Source organism: Rhizobium sp. NXC24, from assembly GCF_002944315.1.
GTDB lineage: Bacteria > Pseudomonadota > Alphaproteobacteria > Rhizobiales > Rhizobiaceae > Rhizobium.
On record NZ_CP024312.1, the window covers coordinates 239,058 to 261,643 of the forward strand.

Annotated in this window: 29 protein-coding genes and 2 pseudogenes; 22 read left to right on the plus strand and 9 right to left on the minus strand. The window is 56.1% G+C overall.

Translation table 11 applies throughout. From position 1 onward, the window contains the following. Nucleotides 1-40 precede the first annotated feature (40 nt). From NXC24_RS21530 to NXC24_RS21560, 7 genes are all read left to right on the plus strand, one after another. On the plus strand, nucleotides 41-868 hold the full coding sequence (locus tag NXC24_RS21530) for a transporter substrate-binding domain-containing protein (RefSeq protein ID WP_104825488.1): 828 nt from the start codon (nucleotides 41-43) through the stop codon (nucleotides 866-868). 126 nt (nucleotides 869-994) lie between these two features. Next, nucleotides 995-1,657 (plus strand): amino acid ABC transporter permease, encoded by a 663-nt coding sequence (locus tag NXC24_RS21535; RefSeq protein ID WP_104825489.1) that lies wholly within the window; start codon nucleotides 995-997, stop codon nucleotides 1,655-1,657. Between the two features lie 2 nt (nucleotides 1,658-1,659). After that, nucleotides 1,660-2,316 carry an amino acid ABC transporter permease gene (locus tag NXC24_RS21540; protein ID WP_104825490.1) on the plus strand — a complete coding sequence of 219 codons (657 nt, stop codon included), beginning with the start codon at nucleotides 1,660-1,662 and terminating at the stop codon, nucleotides 2,314-2,316. Next, complete coding sequence (locus tag NXC24_RS21545) at nucleotides 2,313-3,071, plus strand: amino acid ABC transporter ATP-binding protein (protein ID WP_104825491.1); 759 nt, start codon at nucleotides 2,313-2,315, stop codon at nucleotides 3,069-3,071. Before NXC24_RS21540 ends, NXC24_RS21545 begins: the two co-directional genes overlap by 4 nt. Before the next feature lie 34 nt (nucleotides 3,072-3,105). Further along, a complete protein-coding gene (locus NXC24_RS21550; protein ID WP_104825492.1) occupies nucleotides 3,106-3,867 on the plus strand; it encodes an SDR family oxidoreductase in 762 nt (253 codons plus the stop codon). A 46-nt stretch (nucleotides 3,868-3,913) separates the two neighbouring features. Beyond that, the gene (locus tag NXC24_RS21555; RefSeq protein ID WP_104825493.1) at nucleotides 3,914-4,336 is read left to right on the plus strand and encodes a RidA family protein; all 423 of its coding nucleotides are present in this window, start codon (nucleotides 3,914-3,916) and stop codon (nucleotides 4,334-4,336) included. Between the two features lie 122 nt (nucleotides 4,337-4,458). Beyond that, nucleotides 4,459-5,178 (plus strand): GntR family transcriptional regulator, encoded by a 720-nt coding sequence (locus NXC24_RS21560; RefSeq protein WP_104825494.1) that lies wholly within the window; start codon nucleotides 4,459-4,461, stop codon nucleotides 5,176-5,178. A gap of 371 nt (nucleotides 5,179-5,549) precedes the next feature. Here NXC24_RS21560 and NXC24_RS35785 read toward each other — a convergent pair. Beyond that, a pseudogene (locus NXC24_RS35785) lies at nucleotides 5,550-5,964 on the minus strand (transposase); the annotation flags it as partial. A 640-nt stretch (nucleotides 5,965-6,604) separates the two neighbouring features. After that, the gene (locus tag NXC24_RS35790) at nucleotides 6,605-6,997 is read right to left on the minus strand and encodes a hypothetical protein (protein ID WP_245464011.1); all 393 of its coding nucleotides are present in this window, start codon (nucleotides 6,995-6,997) and stop codon (nucleotides 6,605-6,607) included. 260 nt (nucleotides 6,998-7,257) lie between these two features. Here NXC24_RS35790 and NXC24_RS21580 point away from each other — a divergent pair, with 260 nt between their 5' ends. From NXC24_RS21580 to NXC24_RS21600, 4 genes are all read left to right on the plus strand, one after another. Continuing rightward, the gene (locus NXC24_RS21580; protein WP_104825496.1) at nucleotides 7,258-7,515 is read left to right on the plus strand and encodes a hypothetical protein; all 258 of its coding nucleotides are present in this window, start codon (nucleotides 7,258-7,260) and stop codon (nucleotides 7,513-7,515) included. 59 nt (nucleotides 7,516-7,574) lie between these two features. Continuing rightward, nucleotides 7,575-7,757, plus strand: a complete 183-nt coding sequence (locus NXC24_RS21585; RefSeq protein ID WP_104825497.1) for a hypothetical protein — start codon at nucleotides 7,575-7,577, stop codon at nucleotides 7,755-7,757. Between the two features lie 583 nt (nucleotides 7,758-8,340). Then, nucleotides 8,341-8,691: a hypothetical protein gene (locus NXC24_RS21595; RefSeq protein WP_104825499.1), complete on the plus strand. Its 351-nt coding sequence runs from the start codon at nucleotides 8,341-8,343 to the stop codon at nucleotides 8,689-8,691. 448 nt (nucleotides 8,692-9,139) lie between these two features. Further along, nucleotides 9,140-9,454, plus strand: a complete 315-nt coding sequence (locus NXC24_RS21600; protein ID WP_104825500.1) for a hypothetical protein — start codon at nucleotides 9,140-9,142, stop codon at nucleotides 9,452-9,454. Between the two features lie 109 nt (nucleotides 9,455-9,563). Here the strand turns inward: NXC24_RS21600 and NXC24_RS21605 are convergent, their stop codons facing one another. Further along, nucleotides 9,564-10,589 (minus strand): dienelactone hydrolase-related enzyme, encoded by a 1,026-nt coding sequence (locus NXC24_RS21605; RefSeq protein WP_104825501.1) that lies wholly within the window; start codon nucleotides 10,587-10,589, stop codon nucleotides 9,564-9,566. Next, nucleotides 10,579-12,189 carry a hypothetical protein gene (locus NXC24_RS21610; RefSeq protein WP_104825502.1) on the minus strand — a complete coding sequence of 537 codons (1,611 nt, stop codon included), beginning with the start codon at nucleotides 12,187-12,189 and terminating at the stop codon, nucleotides 10,579-10,581. The genes NXC24_RS21605 and NXC24_RS21610 overlap by 11 nt, the downstream gene beginning before the upstream one ends. Before the next feature lie 148 nt (nucleotides 12,190-12,337). Between NXC24_RS21610 and NXC24_RS21615 the strand changes: the two genes are divergently transcribed. Together NXC24_RS21615 and NXC24_RS21620 are read left to right on the plus strand one after the other, a co-directional pair. Continuing rightward, the gene (locus tag NXC24_RS21615; protein ID WP_104825503.1) at nucleotides 12,338-12,622 is read left to right on the plus strand and encodes a hypothetical protein; all 285 of its coding nucleotides are present in this window, start codon (nucleotides 12,338-12,340) and stop codon (nucleotides 12,620-12,622) included. Beyond that, nucleotides 12,612-13,058, plus strand: a complete 447-nt coding sequence (locus NXC24_RS21620; protein WP_104825504.1) for a hypothetical protein — start codon at nucleotides 12,612-12,614, stop codon at nucleotides 13,056-13,058. Before NXC24_RS21615 ends, NXC24_RS21620 begins: the two co-directional genes overlap by 11 nt. Before the next feature lie 265 nt (nucleotides 13,059-13,323). On the opposite strand, the gene NXC24_RS21625 is transcribed toward NXC24_RS21620, so the two are convergent. The 3 genes from NXC24_RS21625 to NXC24_RS35175 all read right to left on the minus strand — a co-directional run bounded on the left by NXC24_RS21625 (nucleotide 13,324) and on the right by NXC24_RS35175 (nucleotide 14,398). Further along, nucleotides 13,324-13,581 (minus strand): hypothetical protein, encoded by a 258-nt coding sequence (locus NXC24_RS21625; RefSeq protein ID WP_158704516.1) that lies wholly within the window; start codon nucleotides 13,579-13,581, stop codon nucleotides 13,324-13,326. A 66-nt stretch (nucleotides 13,582-13,647) separates the two neighbouring features. Then, nucleotides 13,648-13,971, minus strand: a complete 324-nt coding sequence (locus NXC24_RS21630; protein WP_104825506.1) for a hypothetical protein — start codon at nucleotides 13,969-13,971, stop codon at nucleotides 13,648-13,650. A 283-nt stretch (nucleotides 13,972-14,254) separates the two neighbouring features. Further along, the gene (locus NXC24_RS35175; RefSeq protein ID WP_158704517.1) at nucleotides 14,255-14,398 is read right to left on the minus strand and encodes a hypothetical protein; all 144 of its coding nucleotides are present in this window, start codon (nucleotides 14,396-14,398) and stop codon (nucleotides 14,255-14,257) included. Nucleotides 14,399-14,671: 273 nt separating this feature from the next. Between NXC24_RS35175 and NXC24_RS21635 the strand changes: the two genes are divergently transcribed. The 3 genes from NXC24_RS21635 (at nucleotide 14,672) to NXC24_RS21645 (ending at nucleotide 16,217) form a co-directional block, all read left to right on the plus strand. Further along, entirely contained in the window at nucleotides 14,672-15,007 is a 336-nt protein-coding gene (locus NXC24_RS21635; protein WP_104825507.1) for a single-stranded DNA-binding protein, read from the plus strand. Between the two features lie 41 nt (nucleotides 15,008-15,048). Further along, a complete protein-coding gene (locus NXC24_RS21640; RefSeq protein WP_158704518.1) occupies nucleotides 15,049-15,591 on the plus strand; it encodes a thermonuclease family protein in 543 nt (180 codons plus the stop codon). 209 nt (nucleotides 15,592-15,800) lie between these two features. Further along, nucleotides 15,801-16,217: a hypothetical protein gene (locus tag NXC24_RS21645; RefSeq protein WP_245464012.1), complete on the plus strand. Its 417-nt coding sequence runs from the start codon at nucleotides 15,801-15,803 to the stop codon at nucleotides 16,215-16,217. Between the two features lie 87 nt (nucleotides 16,218-16,304). Here the strand turns inward: NXC24_RS21645 and NXC24_RS21650 are convergent, their stop codons facing one another. Further along, a complete protein-coding gene (locus NXC24_RS21650) occupies nucleotides 16,305-16,577 on the minus strand; it encodes a hypothetical protein (RefSeq protein WP_158704519.1) in 273 nt (90 codons plus the stop codon). A 402-nt stretch (nucleotides 16,578-16,979) separates the two neighbouring features. Between NXC24_RS21650 and NXC24_RS21655 the strand changes: the two genes are divergently transcribed. The 3 genes from NXC24_RS21655 to NXC24_RS21665 are packed head-to-tail and all read left to right on the plus strand — an operon-like array spanning nucleotide 16,980 to nucleotide 18,620. Then, nucleotides 16,980-17,402: a hypothetical protein gene (locus NXC24_RS21655; RefSeq protein ID WP_245464013.1), complete on the plus strand. Its 423-nt coding sequence runs from the start codon at nucleotides 16,980-16,982 to the stop codon at nucleotides 17,400-17,402. Between the two features lie 11 nt (nucleotides 17,403-17,413). Then, the gene (locus NXC24_RS21660; RefSeq protein WP_104825512.1) at nucleotides 17,414-17,920 is read left to right on the plus strand and encodes a hypothetical protein; all 507 of its coding nucleotides are present in this window, start codon (nucleotides 17,414-17,416) and stop codon (nucleotides 17,918-17,920) included. Between the two features lies 1 nt (nucleotide 17,921). After that, nucleotides 17,922-18,620 carry a transglycosylase SLT domain-containing protein gene (locus NXC24_RS21665; RefSeq protein WP_104825513.1) on the plus strand — a complete coding sequence of 233 codons (699 nt, stop codon included), beginning with the start codon at nucleotides 17,922-17,924 and terminating at the stop codon, nucleotides 18,618-18,620. 93 nt (nucleotides 18,621-18,713) lie between these two features. Here NXC24_RS21665 and NXC24_RS21670 read toward each other — a convergent pair whose 3' ends face one another. Further along, nucleotides 18,714-19,316: a helix-turn-helix transcriptional regulator gene (locus tag NXC24_RS21670; protein WP_245464014.1), complete on the minus strand. Its 603-nt coding sequence runs from the start codon at nucleotides 19,314-19,316 to the stop codon at nucleotides 18,714-18,716. Between the two features lie 213 nt (nucleotides 19,317-19,529). Between NXC24_RS21670 and NXC24_RS21675 the strand changes: the two genes are divergently transcribed. The 3 genes and pseudogenes from NXC24_RS21675 to NXC24_RS21685 all read left to right on the plus strand — a co-directional run bounded on the left by NXC24_RS21675 (nucleotide 19,530) and on the right by NXC24_RS21685 (nucleotide 22,467). Then, nucleotides 19,530-19,895: a hypothetical protein gene (locus tag NXC24_RS21675; RefSeq protein ID WP_245464015.1), complete on the plus strand. Its 366-nt coding sequence runs from the start codon at nucleotides 19,530-19,532 to the stop codon at nucleotides 19,893-19,895. A gap of 243 nt (nucleotides 19,896-20,138) precedes the next feature. Next, complete coding sequence (locus NXC24_RS21680) at nucleotides 20,139-21,653, plus strand: ISNCY family transposase (protein WP_104825515.1); 1,515 nt, start codon at nucleotides 20,139-20,141, stop codon at nucleotides 21,651-21,653. Nucleotides 21,654-21,834: 181 nt separating this feature from the next. After that, a pseudogene (locus NXC24_RS21685) lies at nucleotides 21,835-22,467 on the plus strand (plasmid pRiA4b ORF-3 family protein). Nucleotides 22,468-22,586: the final 119 nt, after the last annotated feature.

Consider the following 22,586-nt stretch of genomic DNA (forward strand, 5'->3'; position numbering starts at 1 on the left):
ACGTCATCACAAGCCTAACTTAAAAACAAGGGGAACTACCATGAAAACAAAATTCAGCCTCATGCTCGTCGGCGTCGCTCTGGCGACATTGGCTTTCGCCGGCCCTTCGCATGCCGAATCGGCGCTCGACAACATCGTAAACAGCAAGAAGCTGCGGTGCGGCATCATGCTTGATTCGCCGCCGTCCGGCTTCAGAAACACCTCCAACGAGCCCGATGGGTTCGACGTCGTGTACTGCAAGGACATGGCTGCCGCACTCGGCGTCGAAGCCGAAGTCGTGGAGACGCCAAGCCCCGACAGAATTCCGGCGCTCGTGTCCAATCGCGTCGACGTGCTGATCGCCTCGACGACGCCGACGCCGAAGCGTGCAATGACCGTGGCATTCACGCAGCCGTACATGAACTATACGACGACCGTCATCACGCGAAAGGGAACCAGCGTAAAGGGTTGGGATGACCTGAAGAGCGCGAAGCTCGGCGGCGTCATCGGAACGACGACCGAACAGCTGCTGAACTCTCAGATCGAAAAGGGCTGGAAGAACACGGGTGCGACCTATACGGGCTTTGCCAGCGACACCGAGGCATTCCTTGCGCTTCAGCAAGGCAAGGTCGACGCAATTCTTCAGGCCACCGCGGTCTTCAAGACGTTGTCGGAAAGTGGCCAGTTCCCCGAATTCATCTCTGCCGGGCTCGCTCCTATCAACGATCAGGTCTCGATCGCAGTGAAGCGAGACGATCAGCAGTTTCTCAATTGGGCGAAGCTTTTTGTCTGGCAGCAGAAGTCGAGCGGCCGCTTCGCGGAAGTCTACAAGCAGTTCTTTGGCGACGGCGAGGTGCCGAACCTGAACGCGCCAGGCGTGGATTTCTGATTTGTCAGGATGCGAAGTGACCCGGGCAGCTTGGACTCCGTGCTGCCTTGATGCTTCCAACGATGTATCTTGATTTGGCCTATCCATCGGCAATGAATTGCCGATGGCCGATTCCGGAAGAAATCGATGAATGGATATAACTTCTATTGGCCAATAGTGTGGGATGCGCTTCCCCAACTGCTCGCCGGCGCCTGGATCAGCCTGCAGATCGCGTTTCTATCGCTCATTATTGGAACGCTGTTTGCAATGCCTATGGCTGTCGCGCGACAGAGTGGGGAGGGCTGGAGCTACCGTGTGGCCACCGCCTGGGTCGAGCTGTCCCGGAACACCCCTGTGCTGTTCCAGGTCTACATGATGTACTTTGGACTGGGCACCCTCGGTATCAACATCTCCAGCTACGCCTCGGTCCTGACGGCAATCTCGTTCAACAATGCAGGCTATCTTGCCGAAATCTTCAGGGGCGGCCTTGCTGCTATCCCCCGTCAGCAGATGTCGGCTGCCCGCTCGCTCGGCATGAACAGCTTGCAGAGCTTCCTGCACGTCATTTTCCCCCAGGTGTTCAAGGTGATCTTCTTCGCGTTCGTCACTCAGGGCATCTGGGGCCTGCTCAATACGTCGCTTGGCATGCTCGTTGGGCTGAGGGAACTGGCAGGCACTGCACAATATGCGCAATCCCAATCCTTCCGGACCTTCGAGTTTTTCATCGTCACCGCTGCGATCTACTATTTGATGGCAAAGATTCTGCAGCTCTCCGCCCAGCTGGCTTTCCGATTTATGTACAGGAGTTAGCAATGCAGTTTCAGCTTGCACATCAAGGACTGCAGTGGTCGGACAGCTATTTTCTTCTGCTCGGTGCGGTCAATACCGTTCGTATCGCTGTCTGCGCCGCGATCATCGGATCCGTCGTCGGCATCGTACTCGGGTGGTTGCGCACGCTATCGTTGACAATCCGGCTCGTCACATCGCCCATGATCGACATCGTCCGCGGCGTCCCAATGGTCATCCAGCTCATTCTGGCCAACAGCTTTCTTTCCACGGCGGGGTTCCAGACGTCGCCGTTCTGGTTTGGCACTGCCGCGCTCAGCATATGGATGGCGGCGGTCACTGCCGAGGTTGCCCGCTCGGCCTTCCTTGCCGTACCTGAAAATTACCGGCGCGGCGCGCGCTCATTAGGAATGAACTATTTCCAGGAGCTCGCTTATATCTCGAGCCCGCTTGCCTATCGCGCCGGACTGACGTCCTGGATCGGCCTGTTCCTCAGCCTCATCAAGGACAGTTCGCTTGCAGGCGTGATCGGTTACGTCGAATTCACTCGCAATGCGCAGACGCTGATGACGCGGACGCACGAAACCTGGCTTCTCCTGCTTGGGACCGGGCTCTTCTACTTCATCATCTGCTACCCGGTTTCGCGGTACAGCCGTTACCTGGAAAGAAGGATCTTGATATGATTGAAATTCGCAACGTCAGGAAAAATTTCGGTCCGCTCGAGGTTCTCAAGGGCATCAGTCTCAACGTCAATAAAGGCGAACTTCTTTGCATGATCGGCGCCAGCGGCTCCGGCAAGTCGACGCTCCTCCAATGCATCAATGGCTTGGAACCGATCCAGTCGGGAGAGATCGTGGTCGACGGGATCGCCGTGCACGACCGTCGCACCAATATCAATCTGCTGAGACGCCGGTTGGGGATTGTCTTCCAGCAGTACAACGCGTTTCCGCATCTGACCGCACTCGAGAACGTGGCGCTCGCTCCACGCGTGGTTGCCAAGAAGAGCCGGGCCGAAGCGCGCCAGATCGCGCAAAAGCATCTGGAGTATGTCGGGCTGGAGGACAAGGCCGACAATCTTCCTTCACGCCTCTCGGGAGGACAGCAGCAGCGGCTCGCGATCGCAAGGGCGCTCGCGATGGAGCCCTCCTATATGCTTTTCGACGAAGTAACCTCAGCGCTCGATCCCGAGCTTGTTGGTGAGGTTCTGGAAACGATGCGCCTGCTCAAGTCGGAAGGCATGACCATGGTGGTCGTCACGCACGACATCAACTTCGTCCGGGAATCGGCCGATCGTGTCGCATTCCTTCACCAGGGGGAGGTCTGTGAACTCGGCACTGCCGAACAGGTTATCGACAATCCTCGGATGGAACAAACTCAGAAGTTTCTGCGACGCGAGAAGCGGCCGGCCGGTGGAGGCTGCAAGATGTCGGCCGCGTAGCGCTGGCGCAAGCTAAACACAAAGGAGCATTCAAATGATCTCGTTCGACCTTTCCGGACGTACAGCCCTCATTACGGGTGGGGCATCCGGCATCGGCCTGGAAGCAGCACGCCTCATCGCCAAGAGCGGTGCGACGGTTGCAATCAACTTTCTTCCCGATGATCCGCGAGGACCGGCAGCCGTCGAAGCCTTACAAAAAGAAGGGTTCAAGGTTGTCGCGGCGTCCGGCGACGTCGGCAATGCCGAGAGTGCGAAGGACATGGTGTTGAAGGCGATCGCCGATCTCGGCCGTCTCGATCTCCTCGTCAACAATGCTGGGACGCCCGGAGTTCGCCATCCAATACCGATCACCGATCTGGACTCGATCACCGAAGAGCTGTGGGCAAATCTTTTGAACGTGAATTTCATGAGCGTCTTCCGCTGCTCCAAGGCCGCAGCACCGGCATTAAAGGAGGTAGGTGGCGCGATCGTCAACACGGCATCGATTGCCGGCCTTGGTGCGGTCGCGAGCACCATTGCCTATAGTGGATCGAAGGCAGCCGTAATCAACTTGACCAAGAACCTCGCCCGCTCGCTAGCCCCGGACGTCCGCGTAAACTCGGTCGCGCCGGGTGCGGTCGACAGCTCGTGGGGCATCGAATGGTCCGACGAGCGCCGCCAGGCGACGATCGCTGCGACGCCGATGAAACGCCTCGCCACGCCGGCCGAAGTCGCCGAGCTCATCGTCTATCTCGGATTCGCCGCAAAGATGACGACAGGTCAGACAATCGCCATCGACGGCGGCATCTCGATTTAAGCATTGGTTCCCGGAACTCTACCGAATTTAAGCAAGGAAATCATCAGTGACGGAAATCGTAAAGGTCAAGTCGGGCAGCATCCTCGAAGACAAAGAGGGCTATTCCCGCATCGTGGCGGTCGGGGACTGGATCTTCATGTCGTTGACCGCAGGACGCGACTACAAAACCCGGGCAATGCCAGACACTGCAGTCGAGCAGGCCAGGCAAGCGATGAAAAACGTTGAAGGCGCTCTTGAGTCAGTTGGCGCCTCGCTCGCCGACGTCGTCCGGCGGCGGATATTCATTCCGCGGCAGGAGGATGTTTCTGATGTCATGGCCTATATGGGCGAGAAGTTTCGCGGCATCGATCCGGCAAGCTGCGTGAGCTGTGGCCCGCTCGGTGGTCCGGAGTATCTGTTTGAAATCGAAATCACGGCCTATCGGGGCGCGGGAGCCCAGCCGGCCAAGCAGATCTCGATCTCACTATGATTCTTCGGGCTCGCGCCTTCTCATCCGAACAGCGAGAGCCCGTAATTGTCTCGCGGCTTTGTATATAATCGACAAAAAAAAGCCGATACATTATGACGCTCTGCAATTGAAGCGAGGGCATCATGGCTAGAACCGGTTCAACTCCAGTCATCACTCCTATGAGCACAATGGAGGCGACGCAGTTTGCTGCAGAGCAGATTCGCAAGGCCATCATAGAGGGTCATTTCAAACCTGGAGATCGCCTGATCGAACAGCAGCTGACCGACATGCTTGACGTGTCACGTCATCCGGTCCGCGAAGCATTGAGGTTGCTCGCCCGTGAGGGTTTCGTCGAACTCAAGCGCAACAAAGGTGCCTCTGTCAGCGCGGTGGAGGCCGATAGCGTAACGGAAGTCTATAATATCAGGGTGGCTCTCGGAATGTTAGCGCTCGACTATCTGATGAGCGAGAATGACCGGCTTACTCCGACGGATCTAAAACGATTGGAGAAGCTGGCACACAATGCTGTCCGCTTTGCCGAGCTGGAAAGTCAAGAAGAGACCGTTCACAATGATCTCGAATTCCAACAGGCAATTATCGATGCAACGGGCCTTCAGAGGACGATACGATATTTCTCCGAACTAACCGGCGATGTCCGCCGGTTCAACAATCTTCTGGGAGTTGTCTATACGGATCGCAAGGGTGACGCGGAAAGCTACGTCATGAAGTTGTTCGAGGCCATTCGTGACCGAAATCTTCGTGAAGCGCACTCCATTTGGCAGGCCAAATTCGCTAAGGCGGCGGAACGCTATCTCTCAATTATCGAGCGCGGAAACTCGGATGGCGCGAGCAAGGCAGGATAGTCGACCCAGGACGTTTCGGTCGGGATGGGTGGAGGTATCTTGCCGATACCTCCTGCATCACTAAGTGCGTGAGTCCATTCAGTGACAGGCCAACGTTGCTTGCACGATTAACAGGCTGGGCGAATCACAGAACTGTTTGTTCGGCTGAGTACAGGATTTGGCTGCGGAATAGCTTGGTGCGTTCATGCTTCGGGTTCGAAGAATTCCTTCGGCAATTTCTTCTGTCTGCTCCTTCGGCATCTTAAGCAGCCAGATCCGCGCCGGCGTTTTCACCATAGAAATATCGGGCCAAAGCGATCCGGTTAGACGTCGAGCAACGATTTCAGGTTGCGGACGATCATCGCCCTGGTGAACTATCGGTGGCTTCCTGATTATACCAATCGGCATTGGTCAGACCGATGTGTCCAGTCGCGCATTCCGCTTGACATAATCTTCCAAGGCTGGTCGACCAGTTCGTTCTAAACGGCGCAGCAATGAACGACGATGTCGTCGTAGGGTGCGAAGACGCGGTTCGACAGCCAGTTGTCGCGCAGGAATTGCCACACATTTTCAACAGGGTTCAGTTCAAGGGATTGCGGCGGCAGGAACAGCAAGGTGATATTTTCCGGACGATCAGTTGGCCGATGAATGCCAACCCGCCTGATCGAGGATCAGAACCGCGTGCGCACCGTGATTGACCTCGCTGCTGATTTCCTGAAGGTGCACGTTCATTGCCTCTGTTTCACACCAGGGCATGACAATGGCTGCATCCCTACCCTTCTTCGGGCAGATCGCCCCGAATATGTAGATCCTAGCGTTCGCTCGCGACAAACTGCGTTCCGCGGAGATCGTGGGGGGCGATGGACACGTTCCTCGTTGCGCCCATTTTCAGTGCAAATCCTGTTGATTCGACATCCGAATCAGCAGGAGCATAGAATGGCGGAGCGCATTCTACCGTTGATCCCGCCGTCTTTGGTCGTCGACCACATTCAGCAGTCAAAGGAGGCAATATCGATCGATTGCCGCTTCCGATCGACAGGAGCCAAATGTCCCGATTGCTGCAAAGCTTCGCATCGCATTCATAGCCACTACGAGAGACGCCTTGCGGACCTGCCGTGGCTAGGGCGGGTGGTCACGATAACTTTAAATTCCGCCGCTTGCGTTGCAGCAACGAAAGATGCCGGAGGCGCATATTCGCCGAGAACTTCGGTGATGTGACCGGGCGGTTTGTCGCCGCACCAGTCGCCTGGGAGATGTCCACCGCAGCATCGGAATGGCATTGGGAGGAGAGGCAGGCACTTGTCGAGTTCCAAGCCCGTTACCCTGGACAATACAGCTTCCGACAGGTTCGCACGCTACAGAAGCGAGTAAGGCTGTGGCGACAGCAAGCCGTGCAGCGGCTCATCGGTGACGCCGGCACTCTGGCTCACATGTCGCTCCAGATCCCTCATGCTGGACAAGGCAGTAGCATTGTAGATGAGGCACACAATAGCAAAATTACGTGAGGCAACACGCTGGGGAGTATTGATCCGGTATCGACAATCGCTGTGTTGTGGCTGGCAACATGGTTCTCGACCAAGAATTTTCTCAGATTGGAAACCGTGACTGGCGGGTAGCTCGGATCGAGCTTACGCTCAAAATTCATTGCCAATGTCGCCTGGCTGAGCAGCCACTTCTGCAGGTCGGCGACATAACGCACCACTCTCGGCGCCGTACGATGGATCGCCAGCAACTCCAATGCGGCATCACGGAGAGCAGCTGCAAAGGAGGCATCCGCCAGCAGTTCGTCGATACTGAAAGCGCGGCACCTGTCGCGCAATTCGGCTGAATCTGCATGCATTGGCATTTTAGTGGGCGCGAATCTTTATAAAAATAAAAATGCGAGGAGCATAGAGAACATAGAAAGTATCCGGATGGATAGGCGTTGTCGGCATATTTGGCAACTCTCTCATCGAGAGCCGAAGACAGATACCGCCAGGCGAACTGTGGCGGCGAGCTATGCACCGTGATGATGAATGTTGTTCCGCTGGGATGCGTCAAGGCGCCAGCGGGAACCGACCGATGTCCTGCGGGTTACCTCGTCAACGAAAGGAGCAGACCATGCCGTTTCCATCACCACGATCCGAGGATTTGCAGCAGCGCTTCGAGGAATTGAAGGCGGCGGCCAGAAAAACCCTGGAAGAAGTTATCGCCTCGGCGAACGAAGCGGGGTGGGGCACGCGAGAGGTACTCGGCGCCCTCGTCGAGGCGGCCCACTCTCTCGAGGACGCCAACAGTGCGGACCCGGATCCTGCTGATGATCCGCCAATTGGCGATGCGGTTCGCGAACAGATCGGCCACGGTGAACAATTCGATTGAGGGGCGGTGCCGACAATCATTGTTCTTTTAGGCAGATGCCAAGTTTGATGGAGAAGACGATGAGCACCAACGATACGAATGCGACGCCCGAGCAGCGACGACCCAAGGACGTGAATCCGGTACCGGAAAAGCCTGAAAAGGCCGACAAAGAATCACTCGCGCCGCCAACCGTCCAGCCCGCTGGCAGCAAGGACGAGAGCGAGCGGCCGATCGTCGATCCTATAACTGGCGTGGCCCTCTGACGTTTCGGAATGATCGAGGCGACGAACTCCGGCGGCCGCTTTGGAAGCTTTTCGCCAGCCCGTGTTCATTCCGATCTGGTTCATAGGATCAATGGGTGTCGTAAGATAGCTGTCGGTCGATTCATCCTGCTAGAGTTTAATGGCGAACTGTTATAACATTTGGTTCGTAAGGTAAATTATGGAACAAATCGATATCAGGTGAGTGAGATAACTCTGTCGTTACCCACGAAACCTCTGTCGGACGTGTAATATTCAGCCGTCCCGCGAACCTTGGTCGCATTACACTTCTTGTAGTATCCTGACGTGGCATCAAAGCGCCCTTGCTGGCTAGCGACGTAAGTTTTTTGACAAGATTCGCACTCAATTTTAACATGACCTTCGCTACGATTAATCCAGTCTAGTTTTCTTCGGAAGCGATAGCATTTGCTGAAGAAAAGCTTGCGCCCTGTCGTTTTGTTCACGCCCAGACACCTGAGAACTAGTGTGAGCTCGCGGCACGACTTAGCCAGCGCAATCTACCTCGTGCGCGAACGAGCGAGTTATAATCAGGCCGGTTGAAAACGGCTCTTAATGGAAACGTAGGATGCTAGGTGACCAGCGATATAAGCTCCAGTGGGGTAAGCGAAAGTCCCGGACCCGCTTGGCAGTGAAAGTTTTCAAGGAAAATAAGCTGGTGATATTCTTCACAGCTCTCATTGTTTACACATCTATTTTTGACGGCGAGAAGCGGCCTCACCGCATGGGAAATTTGTACGATTTTTTGGGTCCAACAGGCTTCGCCTGGACACTCAGGGGCATCGCTGCATTATGGCTGGCCGCAATCTTCTTCCTACTGCTTGAAAAATATCGCACCGGCCAACGAATTGAACGTGTTGTTGACAAGAGGGCTATGCTGGAGCCCGAAAAAAGGACTATGAAATTCGAAGAACGCTGACCAATAGCGGCTAGGCTTTCTCTATTCCGCTGAATCTCGTTCATGCCGCCTCCTGAGGCGCGCGGATTTTCGGTCCGACGGGGGACCGGCATTCCCGATTGCAACAGTCCGAGCGATTGATCAAACTGAAACCAACTCGCGACAGCATTGCATCAGGAACCGCTATTGCGCGGTGTTAGTTGCTGCTCAGCGATGATATATTGAAAGACTTTTCGAAGTAGACGGACTTGCCGGCGCCTGCTCGCCGAGGGTGGCCTCATGCTCAGATCGCGAACAAAGTCCAAATATCGTGAAATTTACGACTAGCGAATTGCACATGGCCGGCAGGCATTGCGCCAGTGCATATCTTGCGGTTCGAAATAGCAACTTTGTGTATGTAGATGGCGGGAATTCTACCGTTTTACAGCAAAACGTTACATTCTCTGATCTTGGATCGGGGAAAATTTCGATGTTCACTTCCTATGGCAAACTCAAACTTGTGACGATATTCCAGCTATCTGAGGACGGGAATATTGCCAAGCTTGCGGAGGTCACCACTGATCCGAAGCTAACACCGGCACAATGGGGGCAGAAACCGGAAGAAGCGGCTCAGTTTCAGTCAGCCGAGAAAAGTCTCATGTCTATGCCACCGCTGGAAATGTGCCCTCCGCTAATACCTGCGAAACTTGTGACACCGCACCTACAGCCATCGCCAAAAGCCATTTCTGCCCTAACATCCGCACTCGCGGCACCTGCCCTCTCTTTTCGCCGAAGCATTATGTAAATCATTACTTTTCACATCGAGACGATTTACAACGCCCCGGCTATAGGCGAAGTCCCTCAAGGGCTTCCTGCCGGAGAATTTGCTGGCGAAGTGACGGCAAACGCCAAGCTCATCCTCGCCGGGCCGATTGGTCGGCGCTCGACAGAAACCCCTTTAAGCTTAATCCGGCCAACAAAATGTAGGGCGGCATGGCAAGGGAATAATGACCACAGTTTAATTCCAGGACATTTGGCTGAGCGCCCGCGTCCTTCAGGCTTTGCATGAACCTCTGTGATAGATCGGGCAAAACCACCTTGTCTCGTTTGGCGAGAACAACATGAAGGGCGAGATCCGGTCGTGCGAGATTTTGCACGTAGTTCTCGAGGTTGAGCGGCGCCCAAGCCCGGCGGAGGTCAGTCAGCTTCATTTCAGGCTCGAGGCTTTCACGTATCGATCGTGTCGCTCGCCCCGTCCAAACCATATCAGCGAGACTTCCCGCGGTCAGAAATAACGAGGCTTTCGACACATTCGCGTCGTGCGCAGCAATCAACCCTGCAACCCATGAACCCAAGCTCATACCGAGAACCGAAATTTCTCGATAGCCTTGGCTCTTCAACCAACGTATGAGTTTTCGGCCATCCCAAACGGCCTGCCTCACGGACTGGATCGTCCGACCGAGATTAGGGCTAAGCATGTAATCAGCGTGTGCTGCGCCTGGACGACTGCGCTCGAAGTGATAGGGCATCGCAATCTCGACAACCGTGATGTCACGCTTCGAGAAAAAGTTGGCAATCTGGCGATTTCGGCCGCTTGCATTCCAATGGTGAAAAATCACCATCACCTGATCGAACGATCCGCTTTCTGTAATTTTCGCCCAAACGACATTGTTTTCTTCAACGTCGGTAAACATGTCCGATGGAAATTTGAGCCACCCATCTTGCCTTTGAAAGCCTTGGTCGTTCCGCCCCGGCTCATCGAAGAACGACGGATCAGCCACCGCCTGGTTCGCAAGAACACCAAACTCCTCGAGATTTGTGATCTTCTTGGCGCCTGGAAAGGCGCGGGCCGAGTCAAGGACGAGGGCCGTTCTTTCCTTCCCCTCCTCGCCGCGCCGCGCCCGCCGCTCATCCCAACGATCTAGCCAACTATGATACACCCTGATTTCCTACCTCACTTGTTCGACGATGCCCAAACCCTGGATCGCAGAGGCCGTAGACCCCGAGGAGCACTCCAATGCTGAGAAGGATCGAAAAGCCTGCAAACGCATCGATCAACAAGTAGCAAGCAAAGAGGAACGCTACGACCGCCGACATCTTCCACAAAGGTACATGAAATCGACTCCCCGCACCTAAACGGATGGACCCATATAGAAAAACAACACAGGTCGAAACAGCGACAAGAAGGCTGCTGTAATGCGTCGGCATTCTATAGCCGAAACTGTTACCAACATCTGCGTGCTGACGCAGGGCTGATGACACATCGCCGACAAACCAAGCCACAATGCTCTCTCGACTGGATGTCAGATAAGAGCTTTGGGCTTTCATGCATATGGCGACCAGAATACCCAACACCGTGCACCGAAAAATTCCGCGCATCAGCCTTAGGCCGAGCTCGGTGAGCTCGTGCCGATATTCCACTTCGGGTCGGGTCTTCGATGCCTCTTCAATTTTCCAAAGATCATGGACCATTGTGTGAAGCAAAATGAGACCGACGAAGAACAGATAAAAGCACAGGCACATGTACAGATATGCGAGTGCCGTGAACAAAATCGACATTGGCACCGATATATGTTCAGGGTGCACAATAGCTAACGTACCCCAACTTATCGCATAGTCGTTTCCGCCGTTCATCAATGGGATCAAACATACGCCGATCCACTGAAAAAGACCGGCGAACAATACGCAAATCAAAAGAACGGCCCAATATGAATAGGAGGAAGCCTCTACATTGCGGCCCCAATCACGGTCGCTTTCCATCTTGTCGCCCCGCGCCAAAAGCTTTAGGCGCCCTTCGCCTTTCCAAAAAACAAGCAGCTCAATGACGAGCGCAAAAAACAGTGGCAAAAGCACCATGAAGAGGAATGTCCAATTCGGTGCCCAAAGAAACCCAACCTGTTTCACGACGCCGTCCGCACGAGCGTAGGTAACGCTGTGAATCCCCACAATATACGACAAAAACCCAAGGGCGGAGGCACCCGCAAATACCGAAGCCGGCAAATTCAAGGGAGATCCGCGACTAAAAAGCGCTTCCGATTTTGTCGCCAAACTGAAACGCCGCTCCGCCCGCTTGATATCGGTCTCCCGTGTCAGCTCCGCCGGGGATCCTGTCTCATCCTCGACGGTTGCAGTCCATGACGTACCTGGAACCGCAAGCGCAGCGCCGCCTCCCGATTTCTTCGCATCTCGCCTCTTGGCCGCCAACCGAGATTGCGCCTCGCTAAGCTCCATCTGCCATTCGCTAATTGCTGCCGGATCATCGCACCCAAAAATCCTTGCCAGCCAACGGATGTTGGCAGTGCTAATTCCCTTCTCGTTCTCTTGAAACCAAAGCTGTACCGTTCGCAGATCCACCCCAACCCGGTTGGAATCGATCTGTGAAATCGCCTCTGCAAGAAGCTCTGGCGTCCATGGTCCCTCAGGAAAACCATCGCTGCCCAATGGCCGTCTCGCTCCAGCCGCAGCCAATCGCTTGAACAATTCTTTGAAGTCGCTCCCGTCCTTCGGCGGAGGGATAAAAAATTTTCCGTTTTTTAACAAAGGCTTATCGGCTTTGATTTCGTTTCGTTTCGTCTAATTTCTTACCCTACCGTGCCGTCGTCCGTAATCAACGTTTTTATCAGCTCGATGCAATTTAGTGCCCTGTGAACTTTAGAGGGGCACAGAAGAGATACCGTGAGGTGATCAAATGGTGAGCGCGATCGGCCGGAAGCTTTTGGTATCAGCCAGTGACGTTTCCTCCCACAGAATAACCGCCGACGCGGTTGACATGGACGAGCACGCGATATGCCGTCTCAACACTGAGCTGGAACAATTAGACGCAGAACGTGAAGCTCTTTTTCTTTCTTGCCCTCCCCCGGTGCCAGATGACGTCAATCAGACGACCCATTTTTTTAAGAAGCTGAATTTGATCACGGCGCGCTATATCGCGATCGAAAAGCAGCTTCGACAGGTTCGCCAAAATGGTGCCTGAAATTGTGACTGGCATCGCCAGAGTAAGCGAACTTCAGAAATCATCTTACACGATATTGCCCGGCGCGACCAACGTCCCCCAGATCATCGCTTTCGTCGATGCCTGTTTCGGCAGCTCTGCATGCGAGAAGGACGCCTCTGATCTGATCGCTGCGATGTTGATCGCCGTTGCACGGGTCCGCCGTCATCCTCTTGGGTTTCATGAATTTGCGGCTGCTGTCCTTGACCACGGGATTGAGCGCTGCATGACCGTTTTTGTCCAACGCGGCAAAAGACTACCGGTTCTTAGCTATGCCCAGACCTCTATCTATGCCCAATGGCCGACGACCCGCCGAGAGAAAGCACTGGCAACCGCGCTTGAGGTCCTCCGCCTTTATCCATCTCTGCCGAACTTTGTAGTCCGACGACCGGAGAGCAAAGTGGGATCGGGAACATAGCAGATACTTGGGCCGGCACGTCAGTCGATAACGTCAACAATCTCGTAGCTTCTCACGAAGGCGCCAATCCCCTCATTCATTAAGGCAAAGATGCTCTCCCTGGGGACGGGATGGGTTTTGATTTTTTCCAATCGCACCGGCGTCCACTCGTCGTCGGGGTCGCTGGCAACGTCTCGGCGCAGTTCGCGATCATCCCGTCGAACTGGCGATCAATCGCTGCCTGCCCTGCGAGAAACTTTTCGAGCTCCGCCAGAGCTGCTGTGCGTTAGCTGGGCGTGTGGATGCAGGCGGCAAGCTCGGTGCGCAGCTGCCGGATTTCGTCGAAGACGATAAGCATGTGTCTCTCCTCTGTTTGAAGACGAGAGACTGGCACGATGCCGGAGCAGATCGGGTCGAGGATCGTCGAAGGCGACCGGCGGAGCCGGCGAATGGGGGCACCGCTCGTGCTCGAGGCGGGCTGTTCCGGTATGGTATGATGGGATATCTCAAGTAACTGACCTTCGATTTCCACGGGCTCAGACATCGACATGCCAACCGCTTGCTCACGCGCTAATCGGGTGCTTAGGAGATCCTGTCAATGCCTGCGGGGTTATTCAGCCATTTTCTTCCACTCGTTGGCTTGTGCCAGAGCTTCAGCATCAAGCCCGCCATCCCATTGGCCTCGGGTCTGGCGCCAACAGCAATAGTTCAGGAAAATCTCGTCTCGTTGGTCCAACATCCAGTCGGCCCAGCTAACATCGAGCACCTCCTGAGAGAGCTCGCCAAAGGCAACGCCAATCGCCAAATCACCCCAATGTGCAATTTCTGGATAGAACCCACGAAGGGACGCAATCGCGCGCCTGTCTGTGTCGGACCAATCACCTGGCGCCGCCTCATAGCCTGGTTGGACGAAAGTTGCTGCATCAAGTCTCATATCCCCTCCGTAGATTTGGGAGCGCCGTCTGCCGACGGACTACTAGGTCTTGTATCAGCTTCGCATTCTTTTTTTCCAGACGGGCGACCGCCTTCTCCGCGTCGATCGCCCGCTTCAGGAGCAGCGTTCTCTGTCGCGAGCAAGCGCTTCTGCTCCTGAAGCTGCCCGATCAAAGCCCGGAGTGTGGCAGTCTCTGTTTGGAGCGGGTGGATTATTTGCCGGGCCACGCGGATTTGCGGACGCCAATTCGTCGAGGAACTCGGTGTGTTCGGCATCAATCGTGTTACGGCTGCCCAGCCTCGCGTGCCAGCGCAGCAACGGTGAGCCGAAAGGAGCCCTTCCAGCGAGGAATGTTGCGAGGTTCCGGCCAGAAGCCGATCCAACGCTTGGTGAAGGCGCCGCGCCGTATTCCGATGACGCGTTTCATGCGATTTCGACTTCACAGGATCTGAGGCTTCATGCGTCATCGCTTCCTCGCTCTCGCTGAAGTTCGGCGAGAATACGGTCGCACTCTTCGATCCGGATGCCGCCAGCGCGTGGCTTTCCGGGTCGAGCATCGGATGAGCGAGAAGCTCACGGGAGGTCGCAGCCCGGCGCATCGAGCTTCGGTCAGGTCCACCTCCGGATTTTATGCCCTGGATACTTGATCAATGATTTGTAAAATAGTTTATTGATTTAATGAATCTTAGAGGAGGACGTCATGGGAACCACGAACCAACTCACGCTGCGTGGAAATGTTGGCCAGGAACCGCGGCAGATCGGCAAGACCGTGAAGCTCAGCGTCGCCACTGATCGGTCGTGGGTCGACAGTGAGGGCCAACGAAAATCGGTGAGCGATTGGGTCACCGTCACCTTCTTCGAGGGAAAGATGGCGGACTTTGTCCTGCGCCATGTTCACAAAGGCGACAAGGTGCTTGTCCAGGCCCGAGTTTCCGAAAGCTCGTATCAGAAGGATGGCCTAACCCACTACACCACGGATGTGATCGCCGAGGACATCGACATTTTCGTGCCCGGCAGCACGAGTCGCGATCAGTGAGGCCGGCGTGCAAAACCATCGGCGTTCCCCTTGTAGTCCTGATGGCATCCCAGGGCATAGCCCTGACAACGCCCTTGGTCGCCCAAGCGCGGAACTCCACTTTGGACGCCGACACGGCGCCCGACATCTATACGCCGGGCGACAGCAAGGCGACCAACCCAATGCGGGTCGTCGTCGTCTCGCCCACGACATTAGAGGATGTCGAAACCAAGCAGACATACCGGCTATACGGCGACGCATGCGACATGGGTCAGACCGCGACGCTCGGCAAGCAGACGTGGCCATGTGGCGTTGTCGCCATGGCATGGCTCGTCAGCGCAACTTTGGACAAATGGGTTGTCTGCTCGCCGATCCGGAAAGACGAAACGATCATCGTCGGCCGCTGTGCGACCGGCGAAATGGCAGACATCGCAAGCGAGATGCTGAAAGCTGGCATAGCCATCACCCTCCCCGACCCTCCCGATCGCCGTATTCCGAGCTATGCCCAGCTCGAACGTGATGCGCGCAAATCCCATCGCGGTATTTGGGCCAGCACCTTTCAGATGCCTTGGCTCTATCGGAAATCCTCACCTCCAAATCCATGATTCCGGAGCACGACATGTCTTCTTTTCCGTACATCCTTCCGGTCGTCGCATCCGCGGCCCTATTCGCTGGCTGCGCGGGACGGATGCCCGAGGCTTCAAAAGCCGGCTTGGATCGCCCAGTTCCGGTCGCTGATTCCTATTGGCGGCCAGGCTCAGTCAGCCGTAGCCGTCAGGAATATGCCCCTGACTGGGGTCGGTTCCCACCAGTCATGACGCAGCGCACCGGTTATCCGACTGAAGAGCAGGCGAACAACGCCCTGCGCCGCTCGTCATGGGGTTCCGTGCCGGTGCGAACGCTCGTTACCAAGGAAGGCATAAAGACGATTTCCGTCTCGGCAGGGCCCTCGAATGCTGTCGCTGCTGGCGTTCGCCTTTTCGCCTGCCGACCGAGTGCCCTCGATGGCTATACGGGCCGCGTGCAACATTACGACGGCCCCGTCGTCGTTTGTGCCTCCGACCTCTTAGGGGCTAACGGCGGCGTGCTCGCGCGCGTACCCCTCAATTTCTACTATTGGCAGAAAGCCTGGCGCATACGAGACCCAAGGCCATCCTATAAGGCCGCATCGTGGGCTTATCAGGAGCCCTCGCCGCGCAAGAGCAAGGGCTGGTTCGGCGACCGCTATTAACCGATTGGCTTCCTACCAACCGGCCGCGCCGAGATTTGCGAGCCGTGCTTCCTCAGGTAAACCAGCAATAAGTGGATGTGTCATCACCTACTGGCCCTGCTCGTGGGCGGCCGAGGGCTCGGTCCGCATGAGCAGTTCCAGCACTTGCGCAATGTCGACTCCGAATGAAGATCCGTTGCGCAGCATCCCCCTCGAAATCGCCGGATACATGGCACCAACGATGCAGCAAGCCCCGACGAGCGCCGCCACGGTGTCGCCTCCGTTCTCCGTCAATAGCTGTTCGGCCAGCGCCTTCGCGCCCCGTGGAATCTGATCAACATCCTTGCCACCAAGCGACCATTGACGATTGTCTTCCGTCACGGTGAAACCTCCCGCGCAGTTCGATTTGACCATTCGCGGACGAGATGGCGAAGCGGATCTTCAACCATCTTCGTCAGTCCATAAGAACAACGTGCGACAGCACCACAAGCCCGATCGCCAGTCCACGCAATTCATCCAGCCCCGATAGGCGAACTTATCGTTCCATCCAGAATATCATGCTCGACAGTCACTGGTACAATGATTTAATCATAGGGCATGATAGCGAGGCAGGGAATGCGCGAACGTCTAACACCAATTGCAGTCGCCACTGCCCTTACGTGGGCGCCTCTAGCGTCGGCGCAGTCTCTTACGCCTGACCCGAACGCCTGGCGTGCTGTCGCCTATTCCGATCTCCAGCTTCCGAATTCAGAAGCAATGCCCTACGCTTCTCTCTGGGCCGACATGCTGAAAAAGAACAACAACGCCTATACGGCCAAGGGCGACACGCGCTTTGCTGCCGCCAACGCTCCGGCAGCAGAAAGCCACATCGTCGTGCGGAGTCCGACGAAAACGGTTGTCCTTTCAGTCCTGCACACGCTTAGCAGCTGCTCGCCGATCCGCACCGATGCCGGCGCTAATGCCACACTGAAACGATGCCCCATGCGCTTGGCTATCTACCAGAATGGCCAATCCAAGGTCGCCGACGCCGGCACCGGCTGTTTCATCGAATATGGCCCGCTCCCGAACAATGCCCGCCCTGACCTTGCTCGAAATGGCGCGATGGGCGCCTACGATGTTCAGACCAAAACCATTCGCGCCGGTATCGTCTTTCAAGGCGAAATCGCCCAGGAATGCCAATTTCGAGTATCAATTCCGCAACCTTGAAGGAGCCAATCATGGTCGACACGGTGAACCCGATCCAATTTGACCCGTCAGTGTGCCACCAACCCTCGCTGACCGGTCAAGGCTTCTCCTTTGGCGCGCTACGCGCGGCCTTGACCGGCGCTCGCGCCGATGGCCGCCGTCAGAAAATGTTCCGGAGGTTCACCATGGCCAGTCCATTTGTCTGTACAACGCTAGCAATATTGATCTCGCCGGCAATAGCGCAGGTGCTCGATCCGCTGAAAGCCCCGCAAGGGACGTATGTTGCATCGACACGTACATGTGCCGACCTCGACCAAGGGGTTGGCGCCCTCGAGCTTGCCGAGTTCGACGGCGACGCAATAACGGTCGGCGCCAACACCTGTAAGATAGCTGGCAGCAAGCATTCGGGCGACACGTTCCAAGCCTCGTGCGCAGAACGCGGCGGCTCCCCGGTCGTCACGCCGATTAAGATTACGCGGCCAGCAAGCAATGCGCTTGCGATCAACGGCACCATCTACAACTTCTGCCCGGGGAAATAAGATGTTACGTCCTTTGCCACGGCTCCTCGCCGCCTTTCTGATCGTCGGCCAAGCGTCGGCTGCGCTGGCGAACTCCTATAATCAGGATGCGAATTCCTGCAATCTAAACGACAAGACCAGCTTGGGTTCCTTGTGTACGAATGGAGCTGGTCTACCGAGCTATGGGTCCACGCAAGACATGATCCAGAGCAACCCGAATATCGCCAACATGATCGTGGACGCCGCGAACAAATATGGTGTGGATCCCAAGCTGGCCCTCTCGGTATCAGCCCATGAAGGCGCCATGTCGGCGTGTGCCGGCTCTTTCAGCGGCGTTTTAGGGCCGATGCAGCTCACAGGGGCAACAGGGCGCGCCTATGGGATGGATCGCGGTATTCTGTCCGAAAACATTGAAGGCGGGGTGATGACCCTTCGCGATGCCGTCAAGTCATGCGGCGGCACCTCAAGCATTCGCTGCCTGGCCGATCTCTACAACGGCAGCACTGAAAGCCAACGCCGAAACTGGACGAATGACGTGACCCGCCGTTATGCGGATCTCAATTCAGTTGGTCAGGCCAGCATTCCTCAGGGCTGCAGCTCGCAAGCAGTCTGCACGGGGCCAGGCGACTTTTCTGCGCCCGGTGGCGGCAATACGCTGCTCGCCACTTCCACCCCTGGTCCTGCTGGCAGCGATATCAACGTTGCCGCTGGTCAGATCTGATCACAATTTACCCATTGAAGGTCGCCGCTTCAGCCTACTGCCTTCAATGGGCCAGATGCCTCGGCGAGAGCTTGCCGAACACTTTTAACAGAACTATCGGCTTACCTTGGTTCCCTTTTTCGCCGCAGATATCCGCTTTTTCTCAGAAGCTTCCCCAGAAGCACCAGCGTCCTCATGGGAAGTCGGTACACCACTAAACTCTGTCATCGAGCGCTTGACTGCTCGCGTGGCCTCGATGTGCCGCGCTATCTCGTCATAGCTGAAACCGAACGTCTCGATCGCTTGTTTTACATTCTTTTCGTCGCCCGGGATTCCGATGAGCGACCATACAGGTACCTTCAGGTACCGAGCCAGCCGCTCAAGCGTGACAAAGGTGGGATTCCCCTTCCCTGTCCGCAACTGGTAGAGCGTGCCGCGCGATAGACCGGTCGCATCGGCGAAACTCGCATAGTCTGGATACTCGCTCTCAATTTGACGAAGTCGGAGGGCAAGCAGGATCGAAAGCCAACCATCGGAGTCTTCGGTCTTATTCTTAAAAATCGGCACAGATATCCTCCCGCCAGTCGACTTCGGATAAGACCTTTTTTCTTTTAAATGTCCACTAATAACTTGGGTGGGTATCCCCATGTTAAGTTGATTCACCCTTTCATTAAAGTGGTGCGGCACGCTGCCAGATTTCTTGAAAGTGTGCAGCAAAGCGATTGGCTATATCCGACGGCCCTTCACAAAACCACGACATTTTCTATATCCTTGCTCTACGCTGAAAATGAATAATTAAATGATCCGCTCTGCGCTGTTTGATCAGCGAAAGCGGCAGCAGATCCATAGCCACCAAAAATCGCCTGATCCGTGCAGGCACAGTCCCGGCTCCGATGATCATTATAATGACTTTCTATCCGGGATATTATAATGATCATCGTCGTGAATAGGAGGTGCCGTGTGATGCTTATGAAGCTTGCGCTTACAGTTTTTGCCGGCAGCGTGCTGGGATTCCTCGCTTTACCTGATCACGATGCAGGCCTTCGCATGCTCGGTTTTTCCACTGCTTTCCTGATTGCTACGTTCGCGGTCGTCCGGGTCATTGAGCTTTTGGCTCGCGGGATCGAACGCCGTCAATTTCGCCCACGTCAACAGCCGGCACGCTTCAACGACGAGCTGCCTTTCCGTAACCCGTCCGAACCCGACTGGTCAACTTCAGGTGTCGATCCCAACGATTTGAACCTGGTCTGGCAATATCGCCTCAACGATCTGCGTCTTGGCCGCTTCGAACTCTAACGCCTACCCACCTCGCCAATAGCTGCTCGATCACTCCTACAGATCGGCCCTCCTGTTCCATTAGGTCTGCGATCTCCTCGTACGGCAGACCAAATGATTCGATGCTCTCCCACACGTCTGTGCCCGAATTCCCAAACGACTTCACACCGAAACACCCGCATTGCCTCGTCGAAACTGTTCCTGAATATTCAACCGTTGCCTCACATAATTTGCTCCCTACCGAGGGTATCAACAGGGGCGACTATGGGACAGCTGAGCATGGCGACAAGGAAGGAACTGACGGCGGCGGTTTCGGAGCGCTATCGTGCTTCGACACGAGCGGAGAAGGCGAGAATTCTGGATGAGTTCGTCGTCATCACGGGCTTTCACCGCAAGCACGCGATGCGGCTGCTGCGGCGCCACGAGAGAGAGCCTACAGGTCGGCGAGCGCGGCCGCGGGTTTATGATGAAGCGGAACGCAATGCGCTCATATTGCTGTGGGAGGCGTCTGACCGGGTCTGCGGGAAGCGACTGAAGGCGTTGCTGCCCGTTCTTGTCGAGGCGATGGAACGCCACGGTCATTTTAACCTCGCGCCTGAGATCCGTGGCAAATTGCTGGCGATGAGCGCGGCCACGATCGACAGGACGCTGGGACCGATCCGAGAGGGCTTGGGACGTCCTCGACGGCGGCCCGCGGCGCACGCCCTGCGACGGAGCATTCCCATTAGAACGTCGGCGGATTGGGACAATCCGGCGCCAGGCTTCGTTGAGGCGGATCTCGTCGCCCATTGCGGCCCTTCGGCTCGCGGCAGCTTCATCCAAACCCTTGTGCTCACCGACATCGCGACTGGCTGGACGGAATGTGCGCCGCTGCTGGTTCGCGAACAGACACTGTTGAGCAGTGTTCTCACAGAATTGCGCAGGCAGCTGCCCTTCGCGCTTCTCGGCCTGGATACGGACAACGACACCGTCTTCATGAACGAGACGCTGAAGGCCTATTGTGACGCGGCCAACATCGTCTTCACGCGCTGCCGCCCCTACCGCAAGAACGACCAGGCCTTTGTCGAGCAGAAGAATGGTGCCGTGGTGCGCAGGATGGTCGGATATCGTCGGTTCGAGGGACTGGAGGCCGCCACGCTGCTAGCGAAGCTCTACCGATCAGCGCGGCTGTTCGTGAACTTCTTTCAGCCATCATTCAAATTAATCGCGAAGCAGCGCGACGGCGCTCGTGTGCGCAAGACGTATAGTCCGCCAGCCACGCCGCATCAGCGTCTGGTTGCCGACGCTCGCACGTCAGATGCAGTCCGCTCCCGTCTGCAGGAAGTCTACGCCGGGCTCGATCCTGTCCTGCTATTACGCGATATTCGCGCCCTACAGGAGCGACTCGCTGCGCTTGCCGACACGCCGCCGGCCATGCGCACTGACGGGGAAACTCAGCCGATCGACCTTTTCCTGGCGAGTTTGCGGACTGCCTGGAAGGACGGAGCTACCCGGCCGACGGATCGCCCGATTGCGAAAGCCAAAAGAGGACGGCGGCGTCCTGACCCTCTCGTTAAGGCGACTACCGACTTGCGAAATTGGTTCGAAGCCGAACCATGGCGAACCGGCAGTGAACTTCTGTCACGACTGCAGGCCGAGTATCCCGGCGATTACCCCGACAAACTGCTTCGAACACTTCAGCGTCGGCTGAAGGTCTGGCGTAGCGAACAGGCGGACGCGTTGCTGTTTGGCACCTTGAACAAGGAGCCATCGATCCAGCAGATCGCAAGGCCGCACTGAGGCGCCGTGGCGCTCGCGAAGGAGGCCAGGCGCTGCGAAACCCCTGCCATCTCCGCGCCCGGCCTCCTTCGCTCCAACCTGGGAGCAAAATGAATGAGGCAACGTGCCAATCTCGGGGAGCATCGTTAAGTGCGGCAATACGAGTCTCACCGTGATTGTCGCCGCGCAGCATGATCCCCCTATGCTTGATCCGTTTGACCCAGATAGCTTCATCGTCCGCGCCGAGGTCCATATCCTCGACATCGAACCCGAGATCAGCCGTGTACTCGAGCTGCCGATCACACTCAATCTCGCTCAACTTCATGAAGTTCTTCAGGCTGCCTTCGGCTGGACCGACAGTCATCTGCACCAGTTCAACATCGGTGGTCTGATCTTCGGCGCGCCGGAGTTCGATGAGGACGGAATGTTCGACAGCAAGATCTTCGAGGCCACGGAGGTCAGAATGATCGACCTTCACTTCCCATACGATCGCGACGAGAACATCTTGACCATCCTTTACGAATACGATTTTGGGGACTGCTGGCGTCATCTGCTGCGGCTGGAACGTGTCGCACGCCAGGAAGGTGCAAAATATCCCCGCTGTATCGCTGGCAAACGCTCCGGACCTCCCGAAGATATTGGAGGTACTTCTGGCTATGCCGACTTCCTCGACGCTTGGCTCGATCCTGAGCATGAGGAACACAAAGACATGCGCAGATGGGTAGGCCGCAAGTTCCATCCATAAGCTTGTGATATCGATCAAATCAACAAAGCAATCGCCTCGGCCATGCGAAAATCAAAAGGCGGCTATCGCTTCCGTCTCGAAAGTGCCTGATCGAAAGACGCGAGAGAGCTTTGCAGCCAAAGATACACTCGAAAGAAGGTCAGAGCGCCGCGATGAGATTGTGGCATTCGATACCTTACGCCGCGAGGAAAGCTTGTCACCGGAGCAGA

What these genes read in the sequence shown, in the direction of transcription:
- NXC24_RS21645 (WP_245464012.1), top strand. Translation starts at nt 15,801, where the DNA reads ATGACGCAGCGCACCGGTTATCCGACTGAAGAGCAGGCGAACAACGCC.
- NXC24_RS21600 (WP_104825500.1), top strand. Translation starts at nt 9,140, where the DNA reads ATGTTCACTTCCTATGGCAAACTCAAACTTGTGACGATATTCCAGCTA.
- NXC24_RS21545 (WP_104825491.1), top strand. Translation starts at nt 2,313, where the DNA reads ATGATTGAAATTCGCAACGTCAGGAAAAATTTCGGTCCGCTCGAGGTT.
- NXC24_RS21585 (WP_104825497.1), top strand. Translation starts at nt 7,575, where the DNA reads ATGAGCACCAACGATACGAATGCGACGCCCGAGCAGCGACGACCCAAG.
- NXC24_RS21535 (WP_104825489.1), top strand. Translation starts at nt 995, where the DNA reads ATGAATGGATATAACTTCTATTGGCCAATAGTGTGGGATGCGCTTCCC.
- NXC24_RS21580 (WP_104825496.1), top strand. Translation starts at nt 7,258, where the DNA reads ATGCCGTTTCCATCACCACGATCCGAGGATTTGCAGCAGCGCTTCGAG.
- NXC24_RS21625 (WP_158704516.1), bottom strand. Translation starts at nt 13,581, where the DNA reads ATGTCTGAGCCCGTGGAAATCGAAGGTCAGTTACTTGAGATATCCCAT.
- NXC24_RS21665 (WP_104825513.1), top strand. Translation starts at nt 17,922, where the DNA reads ATGTTACGTCCTTTGCCACGGCTCCTCGCCGCCTTTCTGATCGTCGGC.
- NXC24_RS21680 (WP_104825515.1), top strand. Translation starts at nt 20,139, where the DNA reads ATGGGACAGCTGAGCATGGCGACAAGGAAGGAACTGACGGCGGCGGTT.
- NXC24_RS21540 (WP_104825490.1), top strand. Translation starts at nt 1,660, where the DNA reads ATGCAGTTTCAGCTTGCACATCAAGGACTGCAGTGGTCGGACAGCTAT.
- NXC24_RS21660 (WP_104825512.1), top strand. Translation starts at nt 17,414, where the DNA reads ATGGTCGACACGGTGAACCCGATCCAATTTGACCCGTCAGTGTGCCAC.
- NXC24_RS21675 (WP_245464015.1), top strand. Translation starts at nt 19,530, where the DNA reads ATGATCATCGTCGTGAATAGGAGGTGCCGTGTGATGCTTATGAAGCTT.
- NXC24_RS35790 (WP_245464011.1), bottom strand. Translation starts at nt 6,997, where the DNA reads ATGCATGCAGATTCAGCCGAATTGCGCGACAGGTGCCGCGCTTTCAGT.
- NXC24_RS21615 (WP_104825503.1), top strand. Translation starts at nt 12,338, where the DNA reads ATGGTGAGCGCGATCGGCCGGAAGCTTTTGGTATCAGCCAGTGACGTT.
- NXC24_RS21635 (WP_104825507.1), top strand. Translation starts at nt 14,672, where the DNA reads ATGGGAACCACGAACCAACTCACGCTGCGTGGAAATGTTGGCCAGGAA.
- NXC24_RS21530 (WP_104825488.1), top strand. Translation starts at nt 41, where the DNA reads ATGAAAACAAAATTCAGCCTCATGCTCGTCGGCGTCGCTCTGGCGACA.
- NXC24_RS35175 (WP_158704517.1), bottom strand. Translation starts at nt 14,398, where the DNA reads ATGAAACGCGTCATCGGAATACGGCGCGGCGCCTTCACCAAGCGTTGG.
- NXC24_RS21630 (WP_104825506.1), bottom strand. Translation starts at nt 13,971, where the DNA reads ATGAGACTTGATGCAGCAACTTTCGTCCAACCAGGCTATGAGGCGGCG.
- NXC24_RS21640 (WP_158704518.1), top strand. Translation starts at nt 15,049, where the DNA reads ATGGCATCCCAGGGCATAGCCCTGACAACGCCCTTGGTCGCCCAAGCG.
- NXC24_RS21550 (WP_104825492.1), top strand. Translation starts at nt 3,106, where the DNA reads ATGATCTCGTTCGACCTTTCCGGACGTACAGCCCTCATTACGGGTGGG.
- NXC24_RS21620 (WP_104825504.1), top strand. Translation starts at nt 12,612, where the DNA reads ATGGTGCCTGAAATTGTGACTGGCATCGCCAGAGTAAGCGAACTTCAG.
- NXC24_RS21560 (WP_104825494.1), top strand. Translation starts at nt 4,459, where the DNA reads ATGGCTAGAACCGGTTCAACTCCAGTCATCACTCCTATGAGCACAATG.
- NXC24_RS21655 (WP_245464013.1), top strand. Translation starts at nt 16,980, where the DNA reads ATGCTGAAAAAGAACAACAACGCCTATACGGCCAAGGGCGACACGCGC.
- NXC24_RS21595 (WP_104825499.1), top strand. Translation starts at nt 8,341, where the DNA reads ATGCTAGGTGACCAGCGATATAAGCTCCAGTGGGGTAAGCGAAAGTCC.